The 3,804-nt window shown below is 33.4% G+C and carries 2 protein-coding genes and 2 pseudogenes; 1 reads left to right on the forward strand and 3 read right to left on the reverse strand.

The features are described from left to right. Positions 1-487: 487 nt before the first annotated feature. From DI44_RS00255 to DI44_RS0117480, 3 genes and pseudogenes are all read right to left on the reverse strand, one after another. Entirely contained in the window at positions 488-1,726 is a 1,239-nt protein-coding gene (locus DI44_RS00255; protein WP_033026654.1) for an MFS transporter, read from the reverse strand. A 14-nt stretch (positions 1,727-1,740) separates the two neighbouring features. Next, complete coding sequence (locus DI44_RS00250; RefSeq protein WP_241766408.1) at positions 1,741-3,012, reverse strand: hypothetical protein; 1,272 nt, start codon at positions 3,010-3,012, stop codon at positions 1,741-1,743. Between the two features lie 261 nt (positions 3,013-3,273). Continuing rightward, positions 3,274-3,588, reverse strand: a pseudogene (locus tag DI44_RS0117480) (DDE-type integrase/transposase/recombinase); the annotation flags it as partial. 22 nt (positions 3,589-3,610) lie between these two features. On the opposite strand from DI44_RS0117480, the pseudogene DI44_RS18485 reads away from it, so the two are divergent. Then, positions 3,611-3,804 (forward strand): annotated as a pseudogene (locus DI44_RS18485) (tyrosine-type recombinase/integrase); the annotation flags it as partial.

Genomic DNA, 3,804 nt, shown 5'->3' on the forward strand with positions numbered 1-3,804 from the left:
GTTGTGTTGGTCAAAAAGTTATTCTGAAAAACTAAATAAAAAATCCTTTGTCTTGACCTTGTTAGGGTGCGAAATGTGAGTTGTTAGGGTGCGAAATGTGAGTTAAGAAGGCCGGAGTCTTACTCCGCCTTCTTTTTTATGATGAACAAAAAAGAGCCTACTCAAAACGAGTAGGCTGCATTCGTTTATTAATTAATTTTCCACATTGGAACATAAAGCTCGCGTTAGTACCTAGTTCACTTTCGCCTTTATAGTCATACATAACAGTGTATTCGGCTGTTCCAGGCTTACCGGTTTCAGATAGCTGTAATCAACGGTGATAAAATGGCTCTTATGCAATCTTGGTGATAGAGGGAGCTAATTGGGAAAATTAGTGTGCAATTCGAATTTTTTAGCTTCTCATTCTCAAGTATCTTGACTTTTTCACCAAAAGAACTTAAGAGCCAATTTTAAATCGTTGTTGACAGTAAGCAATCATTTTTTTCTCTTACAAAACTACTTGATCATCGGATAGTATGTTTCTGTACTTTCTTATATCGGAATTTATCATCCAAAAGTTTGAAAATATTAAGAGTATCCCTGCTAAAATCAAGACAGTTCTCAACCCTAATATATCACTCACTAAACCTCCAACCATTGAACCAAGGGGTATCATCCCCATACCGGGTATCATCCCCCATGTTATCATCATCATTACACCACTTATTTCCCCCCTTATATGAGAAGGGAGTATAATTTGTTGAACCGTCATTCTCGCAATACTACCTATACTCCTCGCAGCATAACAGAAAATTATACCTGTTATAAAAACAAATATTCCTGCTTTTCCATAAGAAAATCCCATAAAAAGCAGACCAAAACTCGGTATGATGGGACCAAAAATCATAACTGACAGCACATCAAATTTTTTTATCAATCTTGGGGTAATAAAAGACCCTAATAATGCTCCGACTCCTCCTAAGGACAAAATTATGCCAGTTAAAGATTCACTAAGCTTCAAATCCTTAATTAAAAAAATGATAACAATTGCTCCGTACATTGACATTGAAAAATTAATAGTACTGGTAGTAAGAACTATGGACTTTAAGATATTGTTTTTTAAGATATATTTTATATTCTTTATAATGTTTATTTTTCTTGTGCGTTCTACTGTCACCTTATTTGAATTTTTAATACCTAACATTAGAATCGAGCTTATTAATAATGAGCATGAAATAAATGTCATTGTCAACTCTTCTCCAAAAATCCCTATAACTACTCCACCTAATGCTGGACCTAATAAATTGGCACTAGATCTAGAAAATTGGAGTAAGCTGTTAATTCCTGCCAATTCATCCTTACTATAAATATCAGGAATCCATGCTGTTAAAGTAGTTTCTATAATTACTATGACTAGTCCTATTAAAAAAATTATTAAAAAATAATTTAACTTAGTTAAATTTGAAGATAATGCTAAATATGCAAACATACCAAATAGAAGAGATTTAATAAGTAGAAGAGTTACCATCATATATTTTCTGTTCCACGAATCGGCTATTAAACCTGCTATATAACCAAATATCAAAAATCCAATTGATGATAAAGAAATAGCAAAACCAATAGATGAGTTATTTAAATTTAATATATTGATACCTAAAATAGGAATTAAAATCATTAATATTTCTGTAGATAGAAGTCTTAATATTTCTGCGATTCCTATTTGGAAATTTTTTAATAAATTTTTCATTGTTAAAAACCTCGCTACAAAACATCAATTAAGCTATTTTCTACAACTCTGTTCGGATGTATCTTATTGAAGAAATCTTCTATATCTTTCAATATCGTTTTTTCATCGACATCGTACTCATTTAAAACAGTTTTTGCTATCTCTTCTTTAGAATATCCTTTAAATGCCAAATTAAAGAATAATAAACCCACATCATCTTCTAAAATATGATATACATCGTTTTCACAATTATGAATCATCCTTATTTCTTCCCAAATTCTATAGTGTCTTGCAATCCAAGTAGGAGAATTTTCTTTTGCTTCTTCCAGTAATTTATATGGTTGTTTCGCTTCCTCTAAATATAATTTTATGGATTCCCTATTAAGCAATGAATCTAAATAGTTGTTGACTTCGTTATTTGTAACTTTTATATTCCATCCTCGAATTTGTTGAGCAATTGGTGCAAACATTGCATCAGCTAAAGAGAAGTCTCCAAATAAAAATTCCCCTGTCCAACCTTTTGCTTTTTTTCGGGCCAAAGTATTCTCTAATAATTCCAAAGTCTCTTTTAACTGTTCTAAAGCATCATTAGGTATTTCTTTTTGATTATTTTTTCTAAATGAGTTAGCATAAGACATTCCACTCATTAATGGTAATAAATCAGCATGAATATGACTACTAAAAACTCGAATATCACTTCTCTTTACGATATCATCACTCAAAAGGCTAGGATAATCCTTGAAATTTTCTTCCAAATACTCAGATATAGCTAAAACATCACAAATTACAGCACCTGTTTCGGGATCTATTAAAATAGGTACTCTTGGTAAATGCTCTACAATACTATTTTCTATTAACTGTGTATCATCAATGTTCAATAGTTGGGCTTTTTTTGCACCTACTTGCGGTAGCAACATTTCTAAAGCTAATCTCAAAAGGGCAGCTGAAGCTCTAGGTGATAAAAAGCTAACCTCTCTTGCTTCATTATAAATTTTTTCCACATCTTCTGGCATATCTGGATTTGGTAACGGTACCATAGAAGAACGGGGATAAACCATTTCACCTTTAATCCAAAGAGCAACTTCACCACATTGATAACATAAACTTATAGCTAAAAGATTATTAATCATAAAACCATTCATCCCTAAATCTGGGAAAGGAGAAGGTGTTAACTCGTCTTCTAGAAAGTAGTCTCCTTTTCGGTCATCAAATCTTACTTCATACCAATTTTGTTGAGAAAACGCAAAACAGTTCGGACAATTAAAGCTATTTGAACCGTATACCGGAGGAACATAGTGTTGTTGCATAAATATCCCTACCTTTAACTTTTCTAAATATTATATCATTCACTCCCGAAAATTTAAACCAATAGCATTTTCATTAATTTGTTCCTGTCCAGTCTAACTCTTTCCTAGCTTCTTCCTCGAGTTTTTCAAGTCGAGTCTTTTCCTTTGCAAGTTCCTCAAACCATTCTTTATCATTTGTTTCAAGTGCAAGGTGCATTAGCTGGTTTTGGTGCAAAGATAAAAAAAGAGAATAAAGCGCGTATATTCCTAGCGGAATCAATCTTATGCTGCAATCCCAAACAATTGATGGATGAATTCTTTCTGATTTTGGACAGACTGATCCCGTAAATCAATCTGTTCTTTTTTTGATCATATGCATAGCTTCTATTCCCGAAAGAATGGATGTAGCTATGTCAAAAGACTTGAACCCTAACATAGGAAGGACTCGTCTCTTCATGAATCGATGATCCTGTTCCACGATGTTGTTAAGATATTTCAATTGTCTTATTTGGATGCCTTCAGGCACCTTTTTTCTTCTTTTAACTCTTCCATTGCTACTGGATAAGCTGGATTTTTATCTACAGTAATGACACGAGGAGTGGATGCATGTGAAAAAGCCAAAGAGTTATCCAATTTAAAATTAACGGACTTAGATTTAGAGATGAAACGAATTCGAATCGTGGGAAAAGGGATGAAGGTCCGAACCGTGCCAATCTCGAACATTCTGCTGGCGGAATTGGAGGATTGGCTCGAGTTTCGCGCGGAAATGGCAAAAAAGAAACTGCATGTGGCTCCCGAGTTCGACAGTTTTGA

Origin of the sequence: Geobacillus sp. CAMR5420, assembly GCF_000691465.1 — a bacterium.
Classification (GTDB): Bacteria; Bacillota; Bacilli; order Bacillales; family Anoxybacillaceae; genus Geobacillus; species Geobacillus thermoleovorans.